The sequence below is a fragment of the Streptomyces diversicolor genome (genome assembly GCF_057537855.1).
Map to the genome: position 1 here is coordinate 276,117 of NZ_BAAJXA010000007.1, position 20,769 is coordinate 296,885.

Annotated in this window: 18 protein-coding genes; 13 read left to right on the forward strand and 5 right to left on the reverse strand. The window is 71.1% G+C overall.

Going from position 1 to position 20,769, the window contains the following annotated elements; translation table 11 throughout:
• The first annotated feature begins 327 nt into the window (after window positions 1–327).
• From AC27LF_RS10990 to AC27LF_RS11025, 8 genes are all read left to right on the forward strand, one after another.
• On the forward strand, window positions 328–744 hold the full coding sequence (locus AC27LF_RS10990; RefSeq protein ID WP_479664780.1) for a YciI family protein: 417 nt from the start codon (window positions 328–330) through the stop codon (window positions 742–744).
• Complete coding sequence (locus tag AC27LF_RS10995; protein WP_479664792.1) at window positions 744–1,889, forward strand: RNA polymerase sigma factor; 1,146 nt, start codon at window positions 744–746, stop codon at window positions 1,887–1,889. The genes AC27LF_RS10990 and AC27LF_RS10995 overlap by 1 nt, the downstream gene beginning before the upstream one ends.
• A 59-nt stretch (window positions 1,890–1,948) precedes the next feature.
• Window positions 1,949–2,941, forward strand: a complete 993-nt coding sequence (locus tag AC27LF_RS11000) for a BtrH N-terminal domain-containing protein (protein ID WP_479664779.1) — start codon at window positions 1,949–1,951, stop codon at window positions 2,939–2,941.
• A 182-nt stretch (window positions 2,942–3,123) separates the two neighbouring features.
• The gene (locus AC27LF_RS11005) at window positions 3,124–3,729 is read left to right on the forward strand and encodes an Rv1733c family protein (protein WP_479664778.1); all 606 of its coding nucleotides are present in this window, start codon (window positions 3,124–3,126) and stop codon (window positions 3,727–3,729) included.
• Between the two features lie 157 nt (window positions 3,730–3,886).
• On the forward strand, window positions 3,887–4,888 hold the full coding sequence (locus AC27LF_RS11010) for a GAF domain-containing protein (RefSeq protein ID WP_479664777.1): 1,002 nt from the start codon (window positions 3,887–3,889) through the stop codon (window positions 4,886–4,888).
• A 155-nt stretch (window positions 4,889–5,043) separates the two neighbouring features.
• Entirely contained in the window at window positions 5,044–5,607 is a 564-nt protein-coding gene (locus AC27LF_RS11015; protein WP_479664776.1) for an archease, read from the forward strand.
• Between the two features lie 51 nt (window positions 5,608–5,658).
• The gene (locus AC27LF_RS11020; protein WP_479664775.1) at window positions 5,659–7,086 is read left to right on the forward strand and encodes an RtcB family protein; all 1,428 of its coding nucleotides are present in this window, start codon (window positions 5,659–5,661) and stop codon (window positions 7,084–7,086) included.
• 38 nt (window positions 7,087–7,124) lie between these two features.
• Entirely contained in the window at window positions 7,125–7,421 is a 297-nt protein-coding gene (locus tag AC27LF_RS11025; protein WP_479664774.1) for a hypothetical protein, read from the forward strand.
• 208 nt (window positions 7,422–7,629) lie between these two features.
• Here AC27LF_RS11025 and AC27LF_RS11030 read toward each other — a convergent pair whose 3' ends face one another.
• Window positions 7,630–8,712 (reverse strand): baeRF2 domain-containing protein, encoded by a 1,083-nt coding sequence (locus AC27LF_RS11030; protein ID WP_479664773.1) that lies wholly within the window; start codon window positions 8,710–8,712, stop codon window positions 7,630–7,632.
• A 163-nt stretch (window positions 8,713–8,875) separates the two neighbouring features.
• Window positions 8,876–10,231 (reverse strand): NAD(P)/FAD-dependent oxidoreductase, encoded by a 1,356-nt coding sequence (locus AC27LF_RS11035; protein ID WP_479664772.1) that lies wholly within the window; start codon window positions 10,229–10,231, stop codon window positions 8,876–8,878.
• A 170-nt stretch (window positions 10,232–10,401) separates the two neighbouring features.
• On the opposite strand from AC27LF_RS11035, the gene AC27LF_RS11040 reads away from it, so the two are divergent.
• Window positions 10,402–11,868: an aldehyde dehydrogenase family protein gene (locus AC27LF_RS11040; protein WP_479664771.1), complete on the forward strand. Its 1,467-nt coding sequence runs from the start codon at window positions 10,402–10,404 to the stop codon at window positions 11,866–11,868.
• Window positions 11,869–12,087: 219 nt separating this feature from the next.
• Window positions 12,088–12,570, forward strand: coding sequence for a cupin domain-containing protein (locus AC27LF_RS11045; protein ID WP_479664770.1), 483 nt, complete (start codon window positions 12,088–12,090; stop codon window positions 12,568–12,570).
• An 87-nt stretch (window positions 12,571–12,657) separates the two neighbouring features.
• Here the strand turns inward: AC27LF_RS11045 and AC27LF_RS11050 are convergent, their stop codons facing one another.
• The gene (locus AC27LF_RS11050; protein WP_487231269.1) at window positions 12,658–15,351 is read right to left on the reverse strand and encodes an SdrD B-like domain-containing protein; all 2,694 of its coding nucleotides are present in this window, start codon (window positions 15,349–15,351) and stop codon (window positions 12,658–12,660) included.
• Window positions 15,352–15,667: 316 nt separating this feature from the next.
• On the opposite strand from AC27LF_RS11050, the gene AC27LF_RS11055 reads away from it, so the two are divergent.
• Window positions 15,668–16,567 (forward strand): RNA polymerase sigma-70 factor, encoded by a 900-nt coding sequence (locus AC27LF_RS11055; protein ID WP_479665142.1) that lies wholly within the window; start codon window positions 15,668–15,670, stop codon window positions 16,565–16,567.
• Window positions 16,568–16,650: 83 nt separating this feature from the next.
• On the opposite strand, the gene qcrB is transcribed toward AC27LF_RS11055, so the two are convergent.
• Complete coding sequence (gene qcrB / locus AC27LF_RS11060) at window positions 16,651–18,300, reverse strand: cytochrome bc1 complex cytochrome b subunit (RefSeq protein ID WP_479665143.1); 1,650 nt, start codon at window positions 18,298–18,300, stop codon at window positions 16,651–16,653.
• Between the two features lie 114 nt (window positions 18,301–18,414).
• Window positions 18,415–19,269 (reverse strand): sigma-70 family RNA polymerase sigma factor family protein, encoded by an 855-nt coding sequence (locus AC27LF_RS11065; protein ID WP_479665144.1) that lies wholly within the window; start codon window positions 19,267–19,269, stop codon window positions 18,415–18,417.
• Window positions 19,270–19,568: 299 nt separating this feature from the next.
• Between AC27LF_RS11065 and AC27LF_RS11070 the strand changes: the two genes are divergently transcribed.
• Complete coding sequence (locus AC27LF_RS11070) at window positions 19,569–20,309, forward strand: PIG-L deacetylase family protein (protein ID WP_479665145.1); 741 nt, start codon at window positions 19,569–19,571, stop codon at window positions 20,307–20,309.
• 138 nt (window positions 20,310–20,447) lie between these two features.
• Complete coding sequence (locus tag AC27LF_RS11075) at window positions 20,448–20,765, forward strand: hypothetical protein (protein ID WP_487227878.1); 318 nt, start codon at window positions 20,448–20,450, stop codon at window positions 20,763–20,765.
• Window positions 20,766–20,769: the final 4 nt, after the last annotated feature.

Genomic DNA, 20,769 nt, shown 5'->3' on the forward strand with positions numbered 1-20,769 from the left:
ATACGCTACGAAGTATCCAAAGGTGAGCCAGCCCATGTGCATCCCATCACCGGTCGAACATCAGGGGTTCGAACACCGCAGGTCCGGGATGTCGAGGGTCTTGGAAGATACGAGCCTCGACTGTTCAGTCAGATACGCCTTCGAAAAATGCTACCGCCGACGGCCGTGCCCAACCATCGCGCCGCACAGCGTCGGGACGGCTCCACCAGGCCCGTCCGCGAGGGCGCGAAAAAAAGTCCGGACGGTGATGTCGAGATCCCCCGACCGGCTCCGTCCCAGGGGTGAACGCGGCCACAATGGGTCGCACCAGCACCGAGGAGACACACGATGGCCAAGTACCTGCTGCTCAAGCACTACCGCGGCGCTCCGGCAGCGGTCAACGACGTACCGATGGACCAGTGGACGCCGCAGGAGATCTCGGCGCACGTGCGGTACATGCAGGACTTCGCGGCCCGGCTCGAATCGACCGGCGAGTACGTCGACGGTCAGGCGCTCGCCCCGGAGGGTACGTTCGTCCGGTACGACGGTGAGGGGCGCCCGCCGGTCACCGACGGCCCGTTCGCCGAGACCAAGGACCTCATCGCCGGCTGGATGGTGATCGACGTCGACAGCTATGAGCGGGCCGTCGAGCTGGCCGGGGAGCTGTCGGCCGCGCCCGGTGCCGGTGGGAAGCCGATCCACGAGTGGCTGGAGCTGCGCCCGTTCCTGGCCGCGCCGCCCACCGTCCCGGAGTGCCATCTGTGATGGACGAGGCCCTGCTGAGGAGCCTCACGCCGAGCGTGCTCACCATCCTCGTCCGCCGCGGAGCCGACTTCGCGGCGGCCGAGGACGCCGTGCAGGACGCGCTGATCGAGGCGGTCCGGGTATGGCCGGACGACCCGCCGCGGGACCCGAAGGGCTGGCTGGTCACCGTGGCCTGGCGCCGGTTCCTCGACGCGATCAGGGCGGACGCCGCACGCCGCCGGCGTGAGGACGTCGTCGAGGAGCAGCCGCCGCCCGGCCCCGCCCCCGCGGTGGACGACACGCTCCAGCTGTACTTCCTGTGTGCCCACCCGTCGCTGACGGCGTCGTCCGCGGTCGCGCTCACGCTGCGGGCCGTCGGCGGGCTGACCACCCGCCAGATCGCCGCGGCCTACCTGGTGCCCGAGGCGACGATGGCGCAGCGCATCAGCCGGGCCAAGCGCACCGTCTCCGGTGTGCGGTTCGACCGGCCCGGCGATGTCGCCACCGTCCTGCGCGTCCTGTATCTGGTCTTCAACGAGGGTTACTCCGGCGACGTCGACCTCGCCGCCGAGGCCATCCGGCTCACCCGGCAGCTCGCGGAGGCGATCGACCACCCCGAGGTGGCCGGGCTGCTCGCCCTCATGCTGCTCCACCACGCCCGGCGGGCCACCCGGACCGCGCCGGACGGCAGCCTGGTCCCGCTCGCCGAGCAGGACCGCGGCCGGTGGGACACCGCGTCGATCGCCGAGGGCGTCGGGATCCTGCAGGCGGCGCTCGCCCGTGACCGGCTGGGCGAGTTCCAGGCCCAGGCCGCCATCGCGGCGCTGCACGCGGACGCGCCCACCGCGGAGGAGACCGACTGGGTGCAGATCGTCGAGTGGTACGACGAACTCGTGGGCCTGACCGACAGCCCGGTCGTCCGGCTCAACCGGGCCGTCGCCGTCGGCGAGGCCGACGGGCCGCGCGCGGGCCTGGCGGCGCTCGCGGCCCTGGACCCCGCGCTGCCCCGCCATGCGGCGGTGGCGGCGCACCTCCACGAGCGCGACGGCGACCTGGCGACGGCGGCACGGCTGTACGCCGAGGCGGCCCGCACGGCACCCAACCTGGCCGAGCGCGACCATCTGACCCGCCAGGCCGCCCGGCTCAACTCCCGCCGGCACTCCTGACGGCTCGCGCCGCCCAGGGTGAGCCCGGTTCTGACCATCCCCGTCGAGGAGAGCGCGACATGACCACGGTGACGGACATCGATGCCCGCGGTATGCGGCACTGCGAGACGACGGCGCTGGGCGTGCTGTTGCGGCATCAGGGACTCGATCTGTCCGAGCCCATGCTCTTCGGTCTCGGTTCCGGGCTGTCCTTCGTCTACTGGGACAGCAAGAACATGGACTTCCCCTTCCTCGGGGGGCGGGTCAGACCCTTCGAGCTCACCAGAAACCTGGCCGGTGCGCTCGGGCTGGAACTCGTGGTCCAGGAGACCACCTCCCCGCGCAGGGCCTGGCAGAACGTGGTGGCCCCGATCGCCGCCGGCCACCCCGTCGGGCTGCAACTCGACAGCTACTACCTGGACTACTTCACCTCGAAGGTGCACTTCGGCGGTCATGTCGTCGCCCTGTACGGCTACGACGAACGTGACGCCCATCTCGTGGACACCGACCAGCAGGGCGGGGCCGTGTCCACGAGTCTGACCAGCCTCGCCCAGGCCAGGGCGGCGCGCGGCCCGATGACCGCCAGACACCGGTCCTTCACCCTGACCGCGGCGGGCAACCTGCCCTGCCCACGGGACCGCATCGTTGCCGCCATCACCGCCTGCGCCGACGCCTTCCTCGACCCGCCCATCGCCAACCTCGGCCACCGAGGCGTCGAGAAGGCCGGAAAACTGGTCCGCACATGGTTCCGACGGACCGACGACCCGCGGCGGGACCTGCCGCGGACCGCCCACCTGATGGAGCGGGCCGGCACCGGCGGCGCCCTGTTCCGCAACCTTTACCGCGACTTCCTCGCCGAATGCACGGGCCACCTCGACAGCGGCCATCTGCGCACCGGGCACGGCCTCTACGCCGAGGCGGCCACCTTGTGGACGCAGGTCGCGGCACTGATCGCCGAGGCCGGGGAGTCGGGCGAGGCGCGACACCTCGACCAGGCCGGCACCCTCCTCGGCGACCTTTCCCGCATCGAGCGGGAGGCCATGCGGGCGCTGAGCCGTCTGGGCACCGAGTAACCAGGGCTCCACGCCCCGGCCTGACGGACGACCGGGCGCGGCCGGACCGGCGCGCGGCGACCGTGAACCTGAGCCGTCCAGCCGGCCTTGCGGGGACCTTCGGCCCTGTGAGCGACGTGTGCCGCCGTCCGACGGTGGTAGCGAGTGGGTGAACGGGCCAGTGATGTGCTGGAGGGCGACACATGAGCACACCGGATTCGCCGTACACGTCCGGTCCGCCACCGCCGCGTGGACCCCGGGCGGCTCGGGGGGCGAACCCGCTCACACGCGCGTCCGACAGGCTCGAACGCTGGTTCTGCCGGGTCCTGATGGTTCTCCTCGTCCTCGGCGTGCCCGTGGCCGCGTTCAGCGCGGGACAGGCGGCGTACGAGGCGTCGATGCGCACCGTGACGGCGCAGACGGCCCAGCGGCACGAGGTCGCGACCCGCCTGGCGTCGAGCGTCCAGGGCGATCCGACGACGGGGAGGCAGCCCGCGCTCGTCCGCTGGACCGGCCCCGACGGCACGGCGAGGGCGGGAACCGCGCTCGTGGAGTCCGGAACACCAAAGGGCGCCACCGTGCGGGTGTGGGTGGACCGGGACGGACGGATCACCGGCCCGCCGATGACCACGCTCGCCGCGAAGTCCAACGGCTGGTTCGTGGGCGGCGTGGCGGGAGCCGGTGTGGCCGCCGGTTGCTCCGCGGCGCGGGCGGCCCTGCGTGTGGCCCTTGACCGGCGCAGGTATGCGCAGTGGGACGCCGAATGGGACCTGGTGGAACCCCTGTGGTCCGCGCGTTTTCGCAAGTGACCGGCGGGGCCCACGGCGGGCGGGGCCATGCGCCGTTCCGCCGGCCCCCGGCCCCCGGCCCCCGGCCCCCGGGGCCATCCTGGCCGACTGTCCCGGGTGACACCGGGGACGTAAGCTGCTGGTGTCCGCAAGAGCACCCGAGCGAGAGCGTGGTGCCATGCTGCCGGATCGTTCCCAGATTCTCACGGGTCCGCTGGAGCATGTGACGGTTGCCCACCGTGCGACGTCACCGCGGCCGGCCGACGTGATGGCGGACGCCGTGCGGGCCGATCAGCTCGGCACATGTGTCCGCCTCGCGCTGGACGACCCGTCCGCCCTGCGGCACTTGCAGGACGCGGTGGCGGAACTGCGCGACGCCCCGCACCTGGCATGGGTGCTCGTACGTGTGGTGCGGACCGCCATGGACCTGGTGGCCGCCGACTTCGGGAACGTCCAGGTCGTGGACCCCTGCGACGGCTCGCTGGTCCTGGTCACCCAGTGCGGCTTCGGGCCCCGGTTCCTCGACCACTTCGCTGTGGTGCACGACGACCACTGCGTGTGCGGTCAAGCCGCCCGGCGGGGCGCCCAGGAGGTCGTGGCCGATGTCCGCGCCGCCCCTGACATGGCGCGGCACGAAGGGATCTTCCGGGCCGCCGGGGTACGGGCCGTTCAGTCCACACCGCTGGTCGACTGCGCGGGGCGCCTGGTCGGCATGGTCTCGACACACATGTCGGAGCCCGGACAGCCGTCCGAGCACGACCTCCAGATCATGCGGCTCTACGGCCTCCTCGCGGGTGAGTTGATCGGCCGGCAGCTGCGCGGGCCCCATGTCGACGGGGTGCCCACGGGCCTACGGGACGAGGGGACACCCGTCGCCCGGTGCGATCCCGACCGGGCGCCGACGGACCCGCTCATGAGCCGCATCCTGTCCGACTCGATCAACCGGATCTTCTCGGCAGGACTGAGCCTCGCCGGTGCCCTGCCCCGTATCACCGACGACTTCGCGGCCGAGCGCGTCCGGGCCGGCATCGAAGAACTGGACAGGATGATCCGCTCGATGCAGCGGGCCGCGGTCGACCTCGGCGCGCACGGCGAGCACCGGGAATCCGCCACCCGGCAGCCGGCCGGGCGCCTTCGCCGCCCGTGCGACGAGACCGACACCCCGGCACACCGGGCCTGACCACTCCACCACCACGGCTCGGCCGGCCAAGTACCCGCCGCCACCAGCGGTTTGGCGGCGCCTTCCCGCAGCGGCGACCGCCCGGTCAGCCCGTCGCGCATGAGGGAGACACGAGGGGGACATGAGGGACATACAAGGGGGAGGAGGTGAGACACATGGCTCCACGCGTTCGCGTCCGCGGAGGTGAGCCGCATGACCGTGCCCGTACGACACGGGCGCGGCAGCCCGCCGGAGCGGGCCGGGCCGCATCCGCGCGGCCACAAGGGGTGCGGCAGGACGGCACGACGCGTGCCGGGCCGGGGCAGCCGCCGTACGGTCATCGCGGCATACCGCACACCGGCGATCTGCGGGTCGAGGCATGGGCGCCGACCCGCGAGGAGTGCATCGCGCAGGCGGTGCGCGGCATGGTCGGCAGCTTCGCCGAACTGCCCGCGCACGCGTCGGGCACCGTACGGGAGTGTGTGGTGTCGGCCGAGGACGACGACCGGCTCCTGGCCGGGGTGCTCGAAGAGATCATCTACCGCATGGACGCCGCTGACGAGCTGCCGTCGGACGTCGCGGTGACGCCGGGGCCGGGCGGAGTGCGGATGCGGTGCACGATGTGCGGCAGTTCGACGGCCACACAGACCGGGGCCGTACCCAAGGCCGTGGCCCTGCACGGGCTGGCGCTGGCCCAGGACTCGCACGGGTGGGTCTGCCGGGTGACCCTGGATGTGTGACGCCCGCCCGGCTCCCGCGCCGGAACGGCTCGCCGAGGAGGCCGATGCGCCATGGACATCCGGCTGACGGCGGAGGGACCCTGGCGGTTCCGGATCGAACGGACCGGCGCCATGCGGGTGCCCGGAGCCGTCCTCGCGCCGCACGAGCTGCTGCCCGACGAGCCCGGTGACCAGGCCCTCGCCCAAGTCGCCCACGTCGCCACGCTCCCGGGCATCGTCCGCGCCTCGTACGCCATGCCCGACATCCACTGGGGCTACGGCTTCCCGATCGGCGGTGTGGCCGCGACCGACGTCGACCGCGGCGGAGTCGTCTCGCCGGGCGGCGTGGGCTTCGACATCTCCTGCGGGGTGCGCCTGCTCACCGCGCACGTGGACCGCTCCGCGCTGCTGCGCAGACTGCCCGCCCTGATGGACCGTCTGGACGCGCTGATCCCGCGCGGGCTCGGGCACGGCGGCCTGTGGCACCTGACGGGCCGGGCCCAGCTGCACGAGGTCCTGCGCGGCGGGGCCCGCTACGCGGTCGAGCAGGGCCATGGCGTAGCGCGCGACCTGGAGCGCTGCGAGGACGGCGGAGCCGTCGGCGACGCCGATGCCGCCCGGATCGGCGAACGCGCGCTGGACCGCGGTGCCCGGCAGGTCGGCAGTCTGGGGTCGGCCAACCACTTCCTGGAGATCCAGGCGGTCGACACCGTCCACGACGAGAGGTGTGCGCGGGCTTTCGGCCTGCGTACCGGCCTGGTGTGCGTCATGATCCACTGTGGTTCGCGGGGCCTGGGGCACCAGATCTGCGCCGACCACGTGCGGGCCATGGACGGCGTGATGCGGCGGTACGGCATCGACGTGCCCGACCCGCAGCTCGCCTGCGCGCCCGTCGACTCGCCCGAGGGCCGCGCCTATCTCGCGGCGATGGCCGCCGCCGCGAACTACGCCCGCGCCAACCGGCAGTTGCTGGCCGACGCCGCACGCGGCGCCTTCCGCGAGGCCACCGGTGCGGGCCTGGACCTGCTCTACGACGTCTCGCACAACCTCGCCAGGCTGGAACGCCCCACCGGCGACGGCGGCAGCGGTCCCCTGCTGTGCGTCCACCGCAAGGGCGCCACCCGGGCCCTGCCGCCCGGCCACCCGGAGCTGCCAAAGGCGCTGCGCCCCTTCGGCCAACCGGTGTTCGTGCCCGGCACGATGGGCACCGCCTCGTACGTCATGACCGGCATCACCGGCAACCGAGCCTTCGACTCCTGCTGCCACGGCGCCGGCCGCGTCTGGAGCCGACATCGCGCCCACCGCGAGATGTCCGGCCGAAGGCTGCGCCAGGAGCTGGCCGACGCGCGGGTCGCGGTGCGTCCCGCCTCCTGGCGCAGCGTCACCGAGGAGGCACCGCAGGCGTACAAGGACGTCGATGCCGTGGTCCGGGCGAGCGAACACAACGACTTGGGGCGCCTCGTGGCACGCCTGGTGCCGCTGGGCGTCCTCAAGGGATGAAGGGCCCCGTGGGGGAAGCCGAGAGGAGGGCGAAGGCCATGGTAGGGACGTCATGGACGACGACGGGCGTGTTCACGGGGCGGGGCGGTGCCCGCACCGACGAGACGGGGATCGTCACCGGGGATCTGACCGTGCGCACGACCTGGGACGGCAAGCTGGCCGAGGTGCGGGTCCAGTACAGCGGCACGTCCCGCTGGTTCACCCTGGCCGGAAGCCCGCTGCCCTGTCCTTCCCGGCAGGAGAGCCGCCATCTGCACCAGGCGGTGGTGAACGCCGTGCGGGCCGGCGGCGGCGCCACCGTGCCCCGGCGCGACGAGCAGTGGGCACGCCCGTGACCACGGGCGGCGGCCCACCGCCGTGCCCTCGGCGGAGGCCCGTTCCGGCGCCGGAGGCGGGCCAGGTCCAGTGAAGTCCGCTGCGGTTCGACCGCGCCCCGAAGGGGCGCGGGGCTGTATTGATATGCGGCTCCGCCGCGCGGGCACGACCAGCCACGACGGTGCCGCGGACAACCGACGGCATGTCGCGGCATGTCCAGCGGAGCGCTCAGTAGCGCAGCAGCACGCCCACGCCCTCCCGTAGCCGCAGTTCCCGCTCGGGCACCACGACCAGTTCGGCGCCCGTACCGACGAGGGCGCGGGCCAGGGCCGCGTCGGCCCGCTCCTCGCCGGGCTCCCGTGTCCCGTAGGCGCGCAGCTCGTCTTCGGTGAGGGCGAGTTGGCCCGGTTCCGGGCCGATCCACAGCCGCAGCGGCGACTCCGGGTGGTTGTTGAGGAAGAGGGCCTTGACCCGGCCGCGTTGCAGGGCGGACACGGCGGCGGCAAGTCCTTCCGTGGCCGCTCCGCCATGGGCGCGCGCGGCGAGGAAGGCACCGAGCAGCGCCCGGTCGCGGGCGGCCATGCGCCCGCGGAAGAGGTCGTCGAGCTGCCGCTCCAGCAGCGCCCGCCCGGGCTGGGAGGCGCCCACGCCGCCCACCGTGACGACCTGCTCGCGCAGGGTGGGCGGAAGTCGCCGGACGAGGATGCCGCGTGCCCAGACGTCGCCCGCGACGACCACCGTCTCGATGTCGACGCGACGTGCGTGGCCCTCCAGTTCCCGGCCCACCTCCGCGGCGGCGTTCAGCCAGTCGGTCACCGGGATCTCCTCGTGGAGACGGTGTCCGGGCGTGACCCGGGTCAGCGGCCAGGTGCCGGCCTCGGCGTCGATGCGTACGGTGCCGGCGGCGTCCGTGGCGTGCCGGGCGGTGTAGTGCACGGACACGGCCAGGTACGGGATGCCGGGCGCGTGCTGGACGATCAGCGGCATGGTGTCCGGCAGGGTCCCGAAGTGCGCGGTGTCCCGAGCGGGTGGAGCGGGCAGTTCGTCCGACAGGACCAGGTGCCCGTGCGCGGTGAACACCGCCTGCCCGTGGGTGCCGGGGACCTCCGTGTCAGCGCCGACCGTGTCGGCCACCGCGATGACGGAGTCCCGGTCCGCTCCCTCGGCCGTCAGGGCGTCCCGAAGGTGCCGTCGGCGCAGCTCTATGGCGGCATCGGGGTCGTCGACGGCGGCATCGCGGGAGGTGTCCACATAGACGGACGCGAAAGGGCCCGGCTGCTGGTAGAGGGGTTCGAGGAAGGAAAGTCTCATGGTCACTCCCGAGGGGGCTCTCGGCACCGCATGTCACCCCGCACGACCGGCATGACCGGCATGAATCAAGACACGGCCGCGCGGCTCGCTCCCCCCTCCAGGATGCGCCCGCCCGACGAGCCGCGCCCACCCCGACCGTGCTCTGGGACGGCGCATCGGCCGCTCATGCCGCCGTGCGGTCGTCGAGCGGTCGTTCGCCGGAGCGCCGCGGATCGCCACCGGTCACGAACGCGTCCCTGGGGTGCTGCACGGACGCCAGGGAGACCAGGTCTCTGCCGAACAGCGCGGCCGTGAGCCAGACGGCGAGGACACGGACCTTGCGCTCCCAGGTGGGCACCGCCAGCACGTGGTACCCCCGGTGCATCAGCCAGGCGGTGAACCCCTTGATGACGATGTTCCTGTACTGGAAGACGCCCCGTCCCCATCCCAGCGTCGCCACGACTCCCAGACTGCGGTGCCGGTAGTCCCGGACGGTGCCGCCGCGCAGGTCGGCGACGATGTTCTTCGCCAGGCGCCTGCCCTGCCGCACCGCGTGCTGGGCGTTCGGCACCGTGTGCGCCCCGGGCACGGGTGAAGCCAGGTCCGGGACGGCCGCGTCGTCGCCGGCCGCCCACACATCGGGCACGGGCGCGTCGTCGGTGCCCACGGAGAGATCGGGGCGCACCACGAGCAGGCCCCGTTCGTCGACGGGCAGATCCGTGAGATTGTGCACCACCGGGTTGGCGGCGTTGCCCGCCGCCCACACGATCAGCCCCGAGTCGAACTCCTCGCCGCCGGAGAGCACCACACGGCCGTCCACGGCGGAGACCACCTGCGTGTTCAGATGGATGTGCGCGCCGCGGCGTTCCAGCGAACGCACCACCCAGGCCCCCGGTGCGGCTCCCACCTCCGGGAGGATGCGGTCCCTGGCCTCGACCAGATGGAAGTCCAGCTCGTCGAAGCTCAGTTCCGGGTAGTGCTTGAGCATCGCCGTCGCCAGCGACAGCAGTTCGCCGAATCCCTCGACACCGGAGAACCCGCCGCCCACGAAGGTGACCGTGAGCAGCTTGCGCCGCTCGGGGCCCGCGGGCAGCGACGCGGCCTGGTCGAACGACGTCATCAGCCGGTCGCGGATGGCGACGGCCTCTTCCACGTGCTTCAGCCCGATCGCCTGCTGGGCCAGTCCGGGGATCGGGAAGGTGCGGGTCACCGCGCCGGCGGTGACCACGAGGACGTCGTAACGCAGGTGGTGCTCGGCGCCGTTCACCGGACGGACGGTGACCGTGCGGTCGGCATGGCGGATCCCGGTCACCCTGCCGGCGATCAGCCGGGTACGGCGCAGATGCCGCCGCAGCGACACGGCGGCGTGACGTGCCTCGATCGATCCCGCCGTCACCTCGGGCAGGAAGGGCTGGTACGTCATGTAGGGGCGCGGGTCGATGACCGTGACCCGCGCCTCCTGCCTGCGCAGCCTCTTCTCCAGGCCCCACGCCGTGTAGAAGCCCGCATAGCCGCCCCCGACAATCACCATCTCGCGCATGATTCCCTCTGTTCGTAGTGCCGCCACCGCTTAGACCGTGCGACGGCCGCTGCTGTGACACCGCCGTCCCGCCGGCGCCGGCACGGCGGTGTCATGGGCCGTGCGGCCCGGCTGCCGGTTCCCCGGCCCCGCGGCACTGTGACCCGTATCACGGGCATGGCGGAGCATGGATGCCCAGGGGCGGCCGATGTTCCCTTGCGGACATGAACACGAACCATGAGGTCCCCTTTCCCGCCCCGTCCCACTGGATCGACGGCCGTGCCGTGCCCGGCTCGGGGCCGCTGATCGACGTCCGCAACCCGGCCGACGGGTCCGTGGTCGCCTCCGTGCACGAGGGCACGGCCGAGGACGTCGACAAGGCGGTGGACGCGGCGCTCGCCGCCTTCCCCGGATGGTCGGCGACCTCGGCCGAGGACCGCATCGCCGTGATACGGCGTCTGGCCGAGGGGATGCAGCAGCACTCCGAGGCCATCGCGGCCACGATCACCCTGGAGATGGGCGCCCCGATCGGTTTCTCCCGCCAGGCGCAGGCGGGCTTCCCCGTGGCCTCGACCCTCGCCGCGATCACCGCGGCCGAGGGGTTCGAGTGGACGGAGGTGGTGGAGAACTCGCTGATCGTCCGGGAGCCGGTCGGCGTGGTCGGTGCCATCACCCCGTGGAACTTCCCCCTCCAGCAGTTGGTGACCAAGGTGGTACCGGCGCTGCTTGCCGGTAACACCGTGGTGCTCAAACCGTCGGAGATCTCGCCGCTGAGCGCCCGGATGTTCGCGGAGATCGCCACCGACGCGGGTCTCCCGGACGGCGTGCTGAACGTCGTGCAGGGCACCGGTCCGGTCGTCGGCGAGGCGATCTCCCGGCACCCGAAGATCGACATGGTCTCGTTCACCGGGTCCACCGCCGCCGGCAAGCGGGTCTCCGTGGCCGCGTCGGACACCGTCAAGCGCGTCGCGCTCGAACTGGGCGGCAAGTCGGCCCACATCGTCCTGCCCGAGGCGGACCTCGACGTCGCCGTCGGCCGCGGGCTGGCCTTCGCCTGGGCCAACGGCGGACAGGCCTGCGGTGCCTACACCCGCATGCTCGTCCCCCAGGACCTCCAGGGCGAAGTCGTCGAGAAGCTGCGGTCGGCCGCCGCCGAGTACACGGTCGGTGACCCCGCCGACGAGGCCACGCGGATCGGTCCGCTCGCCTCGGAGACCCAGCGCGAGCGGGTGGACGGCTACATCCGGCGCGGTCTGGCCGACGGCGCCACCCTGGTGGTCGGCGGGCCCGGCCGGCCGGAGGGCTTCGAGACGGGCGCCTACGTCAGGCCCACGATCTTCTCCGACGTCGACCCCGGATCCGTCATCGCGCAGGAGGAGATCTTCGGCCCCGTCCTCGTCGTGATCCCCTACACCGACGACGACCACGCCGTCGAGATCGCCAACGGCACGATCTACGGCCTCAACGCCGCCGTCACCGGCGACGAGGAACACGCCATCGCGATCGCCCGGCGGCTGCGCGTCGGCCAGGTCGACGTCAACGGCGGAGAGCACAACTTCCAGGCGCCGTTCGGCGGTTACAAGCAGTCCGGCAACGGCCGGGAGATGGGCCGGGCCGGTATCGAGGAGTTCCTTGAGACCAAGGCGATCACCCGCTGACGGACCCTGTCGCGGGTCTTCGCTCCCGTCAGTCGCCACGAAGGCCGGACGCCCCCGACGAGGAGGTGGCGTCCGGTCCTTCCCCGCGCCCGCGGACCGCTGTCACACATCGCCCGGCCAACCGGTCAGTCGGGTGTACCACCGCACACCGGACACAGACGCCGGGGGCCCGCTCCGGCAGCGGAACCCCGGCCGCCCGCACACCGGAGGAAGAACAACATGTCGTACCCGGAACAGGTCTATTGGGGGGACGGCGGTGAGGTCAGCGCCGATTTCCGTCCGGCGAACACCCCGCCGAACATCGGCGAGGCCGGTGAGGACGCCCTTCACTACCTGGCGACCACGGCCACCACACGGGGCGAGTTCGGCCTCTACCGAGTCGAGATGAGGCCGAGGGCGGGCGGCCCCAGGACTCACTTCCACAAGTCCGTCTCGGAGTCCTTCTACATCCTCGACGGCACTGTGCGCCTCTTCGACGGGGAACAGTGGATCGACGCGCGCAAGGGCGACTTTCTGCATGTGCCACAAGGCGGGCTGCACGCCTTCCGCAACGACTCCGACGCCCCGGCGGACATGCTGCTGCTCTTCACACCGGGCGCGCCGCGTGAGGAGTACTTCGAGCAGGTGTCACAACTGGCCGATGCGACGGACGAAGAACGCGCCGCGTTCTTCGTGAAACACGACTCCTACTTCGTGGAGTGAGCCGCAGCGCCGGAAAACGAGCGGTCCCTGCCCGGGGTGCCGGGGAGGGACCGCTCGTTCCATTGGCAGAGAGGGCTGTGGGAGGTGTTACATGGCGGCTCCGCTGGTGGTGCGGCGGCGGCGGATCAGGAGGAAGCCGCCGAGGGCCGCCGCGGCGGCCGTGCCACCGATGGCCGGGTCGATGACCGGGATCCCGGGGACCTCGGTCTTGACGCAGGAGTCGTTGTTGTCGGGGTTGGGGTCGGGCTCCGTACCCGTGACCTTGACGCAGTTGTTCAGCACGACGGTCTGCGCGGGGACGGGAGCCTTGGCGCGTACGGTGATGGTGTGGCTCTCACCGACGGCCAGCGGCCCGCCGGAGCAGGTCAGTTTGCCGGCGGCGATACCGCAGTCCGCGTTGGAGGTCTTGGCGTCGGTGATCCCCTCGGGCAGCGGGTCCGTCACCGTCCAGCGCGTGGCGGTGTTCGGCCCGTTGTTGGTGACCATGATCTGGTACTCGATGTCCTCGCCCGGACCCACCTTGGCCGGACCGATCTTGATCACGGACAGGTCGGCCTGCGGGTTCACGAAGCCGAAGTCGGCGCCGTGGTCGTTCTGGCCCGCGCCCTTCGGGGTGACCTGGACGGCCGGGAACGGGTTGCCGGACGTCTCACCGCTGGAGTCGATCTGGTCGTTGCCGCCCTGGTTCGGCCGGGTCGGCTTCCAGCCGTCCAGGACGCCACCGGCCTGGTAGTCGGCCGGGTTGTCCATCTTCACGGTGTACGTCTTGCCGTACTGGAAGTCCTCCGGCTTGACGTTCTTGGTCACGGTCGAGTCGAAGTAGTACTCGCCCCGCTCGTTGGTGACCGCCGTACCGATCTTCTTCCCGTCGGCGTCGTACAGGTTGACCGTGGCACCCACCACCGGCTCCTCACCGGGGTCCTGGATGCCGTCCTGGTCGGTGTCCTTCCAGACCCGGTTGCCGATCTGCAACGGCGCCTCGTCGCACAGGACTTCGAGGTCACCCATACCGCGGGCCTTGCCGAAGTCGTCGTTCAGGAAGAGGCCGTCCCCGTTGATGGCGCTGGTGCCGTCGTTGCGGTCCAGCCACCGCACACCGCTGCCCGTCTTCTGGATGGGGTCCATCGCGGTGAACGGGATCCTGTCCTCCACCGCGGAGAACGCCACACCACCCGAGCTGATCTCCTGGTGGCCACCTGCTTCGGTACCCATGTAGTCGCCGGGGTAGAACTCCTTGACATCCGGGCCCTCTCCGCCCGAGACGGCGGGGCCGGTGTTGTTGTTCTTGCAGCCGCCGTTGCCGTCCAGGACGAACATGTGGTTCCCGCCACGGCACGCCCGGTTGATGTCACCACCGTTGACCGCGGTGGTCGCCGGCCAGGTGCCCGAGGTCTCCGGCAGGTTCCAGCCCGCGCGGTCGGCGAAACGGTCGGCGAAGCCGACGACCATGTCACCGTTGGTCTCGAAGTCGATGTCGGTCAGCTCCGGCTCCGGGTTCTGGATCACGTCACCCGTGCACGCCTTGCCGTCCTGGGTCAGGGGCCGGGTGTCGGTCCACGGGTACCAGCTCGGGCCGCCGCACGCGTTGGCGCCCGTCCACCCGCCGCGCGGGAAGTTCAGCGGCTGGTCCATGACCGTGCCGGTGAACTGGCCCGTGACCGGGTCGAAGACCTGCACGACGGCCCGCATGTCGGCCTTGCTGCCGGTCGACTGCGCCGAACACACGCCGCCGACGTACACCTTGCCCTCATGCAGGCCCAGACCGAAGGGGCGCCAGTCCCCCGGCGCCGCACACCCCGGGTCCTTGATGGCGTACGACGCCTTCGGCGCTGCCGCGGTGGACTGGGTGGCGTCGTAGCGGTAGAGCCTGCGGTCGTGCAGGTTGACGACGTACAGGTCCTTGCCGTCCGCGCTGACGTCCAGGTCGCCCAGCGACTCCTTGCCGACCACAGGACCGAACGCCTGGTCCATCCCGGCATTCATGTTGTGCTGGGTGCCGCCGGGGTTGGGGACCCTGGTGAACACCACGGTCTGCTTGGTGGCCGGGTCGGTCCGGTAGATCGCACCCGCCTCGCCGGGACCGTACTTCGCCCCCCGCTTGGCATAGGCGGCGGAGAAGACCTGCTTGGTCACCCGGTTGACGCCTACGCCCCAGACCGTGCCCGTCTGCCCGTTGTTCGCCAGGTCCGTCACCAGACCGGGATCCGCCACCGCGTCACCGCGCGTGCCGAACGGGAACGACGTCAGCGTGCGCTTGCTGTCCGGGGACGCGCTACCGGGCGGAATGGAGGCGTTCTGGCAGGCCGTCACCAAGGTGGCGTTCTTCTGGCAGTAGTCCTCCGGGGACCAGAACGAGGTCGTGATCTCCACGTTCTTGCCACCCGACAGGTCCACGAACTCCACGTTCGACGACAGCACCGTCGGGTCGATCAGGTTGGGCCGCGCCGAGGCGAACCCGGGGAACAGCACGCCCTGGTCGGGGTTCTTCACCTCGATCCGGTACTTGCCGCCGCCCAGGCTGTTGCCCGGCGTCAGCTTCACCGTGCCGTCCGCCTGCGTCGTCCCGGTGATCGACCGCCCGGCGTCGTCGGTCAGTACGACCGTGACCCCGGCCATGCCCGGTTCCAGCGCCTGGTCCCACTTGCCGTTCGCGTTCACCTCGCGCACGACGCGGACGGTCGCGTCACCGTCCCCGGAGTCGGCCACCGCCGGGGACACCGCCGTGACCACCCCCGTCGCCGCGAGCGACGCCGATAACGCGGCCGACAGGGCCAAGGACATACCGCCGGACCATCGCCGGCGCTGCCACTGATCCACTACCGATTCCTTCCTCCGTCAACGAATGTGCGTCCGAAGCGAGCCTCCTCGCTCACCTGAAGATCCTCACGGCCGCCATGTATGACGAGCGGATAAGCCGAACGAGCGAGTCGGGGCGTGGGGGCCCGCACCCGGTGCGGCCGGGCGTGCACCGGTCCGTGCGGCACACATGAGTGCAACTGTGTGATCACAGCGTGGGCCCGGGGGCGCCCGTCCACCGCCGCGAGCGCACACCATGGCAGCTTGTAGCATGGTGGTCTCGGAGCCGGAAGGGACAACGATGCACGCTGGGAACGATCACACTGAGGCCGTTGACCAGGCGACGAAGGACTTCCTTGCGGCACGCCCCCAGCTCTTCGGCATCGCGTACCGGATCCTCGGCAGCTCGGTGGAGGCCGAGGACATCGTCCAGGAGACATGGCTGCGGTGGCACAACACGGACCGCACGAACATCGTGGAGCCGACGGCCTTCCTGACCACGATCACCGCGCGGCTGGCCATCAACCTCGCCCAGTCCGCCAGGGTACGAAGGGAGTCGTACATCGGACCGTGGCTCCCCGAACCCGTCGACACCACGGTGGATCCGCAGGTGGGCGCGGAACGGGCCGAGGCGCTGGAACTGGCGGTTCTCTTCCTCATGGAGAAGCTGAACCCCGTGGAACGCACGGCCTACGTCCTCAGAGAGGCGTTCGACTACCCCTACCACCGGATCGCGGACATCCTGGAAACCAGTGAGGCCAATGCCCGCCAGTTGGTGAGCCGTGCCCGCAAGCACCTCGCCGCCGAGCGCAGGAAGCGGGTGAGCCCGGCCGAGCACCGACGGCTGCTGGAGGTGTTCCTCGCCGCGGCGCAGACGGGCGATCTGTCGGTGCTTGAGGACCTTCTCGCCGCGGACGTCGTCAGCTACTCCGACGGCGGCGGGGTGCGCGGCGCGTCGAAGGTCCCGGTCATCGGGCGTCAGCGCGTGGCCAGGTACCTCGCGGCCTTCGCGCCGCGGTTCTGGCCCGAGGCGGACATCCGGTGGGTCGAGGCCAACGGGCGGCCGTCCGTTCTCGTCTCGGCCGGCGGGAACGCCGTGGCGCTGCTGTGCATCGACGCGTCCGCCGACGGGATCGACCGGATCATGTGGGTCATGAATCCCTCCAAGCTGTTGCCCTACGTGGCCTCCCTGAGCGGATGACCGACTCCCCCGGCGGTCGCCTTCGGGTGTCCGGCGGCGTCCCGCTCTCCTCAGCGCGTGCGGGGGGCGGGACGTGTCAACTGTCAGTGCCGGCCGGTGATCTCCTTGTACTCCTCCCGTGTGGGTTTCGGGATCTGGCTCGCCTCCCCGTAGAGGCCCTGGCTGAGACGGGCGCGCAGCCGCTGGGCCCTGCTGGGCGTGCCCTGCGTGCCGTCCCCGCCCACCCCCGCGGCGAGCGGCGCATACTGTTCGTGTGCCGTCAGGGTGTGCAGTCGTTCCCGGCTGAGCGGTTCGTGCACCTCGACGAACTCGCCGTGGGGCAGGCGCTTGATGACGCCGGTCTCACGGCCGTGCAGCACCTGGTCGCGGTCGCGCCGCTGGAGTCCGAGGGCCAGTCGCTTTGTCACGCAGTAGACGACCACGGGCACGGCGAACAGGCCGATGCGGACCGCCCACGTCACATCGTTGACGGAGACGTGCAGTTGAGTGGCGATCACATCGTTCGCCGCACCGAGCAACGCCACGAAGTAGACGCTCAGCCATGCGGCACCGAGCGCGGTGCGCACCGGCCGGTTGCGCGGCCTGTCGAGGAGGTGTTGCTCCCGGTCGTCACCGGTCACCCAGGACTCGATGAAGGGGTAGGCGCCCAGGGCGAGGAAGAAGCCGACACCCGCAAGGAGCGGAAGGAGGTTGTCCAGGGCGAGGGTGTGACCCCAGGCGCTGATCTCCCAACCCGGCATGACACGCAGCAGCCCGTCGGCGACACCCATGTACCAGTCGGGCTGGGAGCCCGCCGAGACCTGGTCGGCACGGTAGGGGCCGTACTTCCAGACGGGGTTGATCTGCGCGATCGCCGCGAGGACGAAGACGACGCCGGTGACGAGGAAGAAGTATCCCGCCGATTTCACCGCGTACACCCGAAGCGGCAGGCCGACGACGTTGTCGTTGGTACGGCCGGGCCCGGGATACTGCGTGTGCCGGTGCCGGCGGGAGACCACCACGTGGACGGCGATGAGGGCCACCATGGCGGCGGGGATCAGCAGCACATGGATGGTGTTGAAGCGCGCCACCAGATCATGGCCGGGGAATTCGCCGCCGAAGAGGAACATCGACAGGTAGGTGCCGACGATGGGCACCGACAGGATCGTTCCGTTCACGACGGCCAGCCCGGTGCCGGAGAGCAGATCGTCCGGCAGGTCGTATCCGGTCAGACCCGCGAACATGCCGAGGACCAGCAGCAGGAAGCCGAACACCCAGTTGAGTTCCCGCGGTGTGCGGAAGGCACCCGTGAAGAAGACCCGCATCATGTGCGCGACCACGGCGGCCATGAAGACGAGCGCCGCCCAGTGGTGGGCCTGCCGGACCAGCAGGCCGCCACGGACGTCGAAGGAGATGCGCAGGGTCGAGTCGAATGCCTCCGACACCGTCCTGCCGTGCAGCGGGACATAGCTGCCCTGGTACTGGACCGGCTGCGACGAGGGGTGGAAGTAGAAGCTCAGACAGGCGCCTGTGACGAGGAGGACGATGAAGCTGTAGAGGCATATCTCCCCGAGCAGGAAGGACCAGTGGTCCGGGAAGGCCCTTCGCACCATGGTCTTCGCGGGGCCGCGGATGCCCAGTCGCCCGTTGACCCAGCCGGCGACCTTCTCGCCGCTGTGTTCCCGTACGAGGCGCTGACGCGGTGCGAAGAACCACCGTGTGTCGTGTGCGGGCCCCGGCACCGTTTTGTCCACGGCTGTACTCCTTGGCGGGGTTCGTGAACTGCTGTCCTCCCTATGACCGGCCACGCCGTGAAGATGTGACACTGCGTGTGGACGACCGCCCTGCGCGCACCCGGCGGTGCTGCGTCAGTGGCCCGTGGGGTTGAGGTTGTTCCAGGTGCGGAGTTTGTCGGGGTTGAGGACGGCCCAGATCCGGATGACATGACGGTCGGCGATGTCGAGGCTGATGACGGCGGCGACCAGCCGGTCGTAGCGCACGACGAGGCCGGTGCGCCCGTTGACGGACTGGGTGTGCAGGGCGGTGCGCGGGTGGCGGGGCAGCAGCGCGAGCAGGCTGCGGGCGACCTGTGTGCTGCCGCGGACCGGTTCGGCCAGGGCCCGGACCTTGCCGCCGCCGTCGAAGAAGGCCGTGACATCGGGTGCGAGGACGGATGTCAGAAGGGCTTCGTCCTGCGTCGCACAGGCCGTCCGCACGGTGTGGACGGCCGCGTCGTGCTGCCGTGGCGTGGTGTGCCGCGCGCGCCGTGCCCGGAGACTGCGGCGGGCGTAGTCGGCCGGCTCGGAACGCTCCGGTCCCGGCTGCCGCACGATGTCGACGACCGTGCGCGGCGCCCCGCACACGTCGTCGAGCACGCACGCGGATGGTTCTTGCGGAGAGAGGGAATCCGGCGCGTCGAACAGTGTTCCGCTGATCTCACCCTCCAGCGTCCCGTGCGGCCCGGCCCCCGAGCAGGAAGGGGCGCTGTCGGGCGGGGTCAGCCGGGCCAGGCAGATGCTGCCGGTGACCTGGACGAGCCAGGAACGCGGCGAGGTGATCCGTGCCCGAGCCGGCTGGGGCAGCGCGTACCACCGCCGATAGGTCTCGTCCACGACGCTCTCCGCCGCGCCGCCGTCACCCAGCATCCAGTGGGCGACGTCGAGCAGATGACGCCGCTCGTCGAGCAGCTCCGCGATCGGCACCGCGTCATCGGCACGGCCCATACGACATCCTCCCTCTCGCACGGCCCCACACACCACAGCCACCGCGGCAGTCGTCCCGATCTCCTGGACCGGACCGGTGCGGATCTTGTGACGTGCCTGCGCGCCGGCCCGTACCCCGGTGCACCTCCTGCCCGGTCCGCACCGTGCCCGAACCTCGCAGCATCGTGGGACACTATCTCACACTCATCCGAGGTGACCTGGTGAATCACCAAGGAGAGGAAGGGACATGGGTCCCAGAGCGACTGGGCCCCCGGTGAGTCGCACCGCCTTGGGAACGATCTGTGAAAGCGGGTATTTCGATGGACTCGGATCTCACTCGGCTGCGGCCGATGCCGACCGACTGGCAGCGCGCCCTTGCCGTGGTGGCCCACCCTGACGATCTTGAGTATGGGTGCTCGGCCGCCGTCGCCTCCTGGGCCGAGGAGGGCCGTGAGATCGCCTACGTCCTCGCCACCCGCGGTGAAGCGGGCATCGACACGCTCGCACCGGCCGAGGCCGCGGTGCTGCGGGAGCAGGAGCAGCGCGCCAGCGCCGAGGCCGTCGGTGTCTCCTCGGTCGACTTCCTCGACCACCGGGACGGTGTGATCGAGTACGGAGTCGCCCTGCGCCGCGACATCGCCGCCGCTGTCCGCCGTCACCGGCCGGAGCTGGTGATCACCCTGAACCACCGTGACACCTGGGGACCGGGGGTCTGGAACACTCCGGATCACGTGGCCGTGGGGCGGGCCGCCCTCGACGCGGCATCGGACGCCGGCAACCGCTGGATCTTCCCGGAGCTGACCGAGCGGGAGCTGCCGCCGTGGAACGGTGTCCGATGGGTCGCCGTCGCCAATTCCCCGCTCGCGACCCATGCCGTGGGCGCGGAGCGTGGCTTCGAGCGCGCGGTGCTGTCGCTGCTGCGGCATCGCGCCTACATCGAGGCGCTGACCGACGAGGATCCCGAGACATACGTGCGCCGCTTCCTGACGGAGAGCACCGGTGCGCAGAGCGCACGGTTCGACGGCAGGCCGGCCGTGGCCTTCGAGTTGTTCAGCCGGTGACGGCGACCACGACCGCCGCGCCCACGGGACCGGACCGCGAGATCAAAACGCGCGTCGCTTGGGGCGAGTAACCCTTCGCGGGGGCATCGGTCCGGCGTCGAACCGTGTCACACCATCGGTACGAGCACTGACGTAGAGGTGGTGAGTGGCTGTTGCACGGTCACCACCGATCCGGCCGCCGTCGGCGTCTTCCTGGCGGCGGAGGCCGCTCTGCTTGAGGTTCGTCTGCGCATGCTGCGCGAGGCGGTCGACACCGTCGACGAGCGCATCGCGGCGGTCGCTGCGTCGCACGCACACAGTGGCAGCGGTCGAGACGTTCCCGGCCTGCGCCGTTTGGTCGTGTTTCCCAACTTCCGGGGCTCGGAAAGACCACTGCGTATGATGAAGGTGACACTCGTCTGCGCGCCCGGGCCCCGCGACACCACAGGTGAGCCCGGCGCGGCAGAAAAGGGTTGAGGAT

What these genes read in the sequence shown, in the direction of transcription:
- AC27LF_RS10990 (WP_479664780.1), top strand. Translation starts at nt 328, where the DNA reads ATGGCCAAGTACCTGCTGCTCAAGCACTACCGCGGCGCTCCGGCAGCG.
- AC27LF_RS10995 (WP_479664792.1), top strand. Translation starts at nt 744, where the DNA reads ATGGACGAGGCCCTGCTGAGGAGCCTCACGCCGAGCGTGCTCACCATC.
- AC27LF_RS11000 (WP_479664779.1), top strand. Translation starts at nt 1,949, where the DNA reads ATGACCACGGTGACGGACATCGATGCCCGCGGTATGCGGCACTGCGAG.
- AC27LF_RS11005 (WP_479664778.1), top strand. Translation starts at nt 3,124, where the DNA reads ATGAGCACACCGGATTCGCCGTACACGTCCGGTCCGCCACCGCCGCGT.
- AC27LF_RS11010 (WP_479664777.1), top strand. Translation starts at nt 3,887, where the DNA reads ATGCTGCCGGATCGTTCCCAGATTCTCACGGGTCCGCTGGAGCATGTG.
- AC27LF_RS11015 (WP_479664776.1), top strand. Translation starts at nt 5,044, where the DNA reads ATGGCTCCACGCGTTCGCGTCCGCGGAGGTGAGCCGCATGACCGTGCC.
- AC27LF_RS11020 (WP_479664775.1), top strand. Translation starts at nt 5,659, where the DNA reads ATGGACATCCGGCTGACGGCGGAGGGACCCTGGCGGTTCCGGATCGAA.
- AC27LF_RS11025 (WP_479664774.1), top strand. Translation starts at nt 7,125, where the DNA reads ATGGTAGGGACGTCATGGACGACGACGGGCGTGTTCACGGGGCGGGGC.
- AC27LF_RS11030 (WP_479664773.1), bottom strand. Translation starts at nt 8,712, where the DNA reads ATGAGACTTTCCTTCCTCGAACCCCTCTACCAGCAGCCGGGCCCTTTC.
- AC27LF_RS11035 (WP_479664772.1), bottom strand. Translation starts at nt 10,231, where the DNA reads ATGCGCGAGATGGTGATTGTCGGGGGCGGCTATGCGGGCTTCTACACG.
- AC27LF_RS11040 (WP_479664771.1), top strand. Translation starts at nt 10,402, where the DNA reads ATGCCCAGGGGCGGCCGATGTTCCCTTGCGGACATGAACACGAACCAT.
- AC27LF_RS11045 (WP_479664770.1), top strand. Translation starts at nt 12,088, where the DNA reads ATGTCGTACCCGGAACAGGTCTATTGGGGGGACGGCGGTGAGGTCAGC.
- AC27LF_RS11050 (WP_487231269.1), bottom strand. Translation starts at nt 15,351, where the DNA reads ATGTCCTTGGCCCTGTCGGCCGCGTTATCGGCGTCGCTCGCGGCGACG.
- AC27LF_RS11055 (WP_479665142.1), top strand. Translation starts at nt 15,668, where the DNA reads ATGCACGCTGGGAACGATCACACTGAGGCCGTTGACCAGGCGACGAAG.
- AC27LF_RS11065 (WP_479665144.1), bottom strand. Translation starts at nt 19,269, where the DNA reads ATGGGCCGTGCCGATGACGCGGTGCCGATCGCGGAGCTGCTCGACGAG.
- AC27LF_RS11070 (WP_479665145.1), top strand. Translation starts at nt 19,569, where the DNA reads ATGGACTCGGATCTCACTCGGCTGCGGCCGATGCCGACCGACTGGCAG.